Raw genomic sequence first — 335 nt, 5'->3', positions numbered from 1 at the left:
GATGTTCGACCAGAAAATCGCCGATGTGCCCGCTCAACGCCGCACACCCCAGACTGGCGCCGGATTGTCCTGGATAGGTCCCATGCACACACGCGGCGAAATCCGCTTGCGCGCTGTTGAGCCACGACCATTGCTGTTCGGTGCAACGGGCGTCGCCGGTAACGCGCAGCACCTGCGGATAATTGGCCGGGAACACGCCCTCGCCTTGCGCGGGACTAGAGGCGCAGAGTAGAACCCCGCGTGCCACCGCCGCTGCGCAGGCTTCGCGCAACAGGCTGCGATCCTGTCGCAAGCCGAGGCTCAGATTGATCAGCCGAACGTCCTGCGCCACCAGC

The 335-nt window shown here is 65.1% G+C and carries 1 pseudogene; it reads right to left on the bottom strand.

Going from position 1 to position 335, the window contains the following annotated elements:
• Window positions 1-335, bottom strand: a pseudogene (locus SB772_RS39625) (peptidase S8 and S53 subtilisin kexin sedolisin); the annotation flags it as partial.

The sequence above is a fragment of the Paraburkholderia sp. SIMBA_030 genome (assembly GCF_046535245.1).
In the GTDB taxonomy this organism is placed as follows: domain Bacteria; phylum Pseudomonadota; class Gammaproteobacteria; order Burkholderiales; family Burkholderiaceae; genus Paraburkholderia.
The sequence above is the reverse complement of the archived record's forward strand: the minus strand, read 5'-3'. Positions and strand labels throughout refer to the sequence as shown.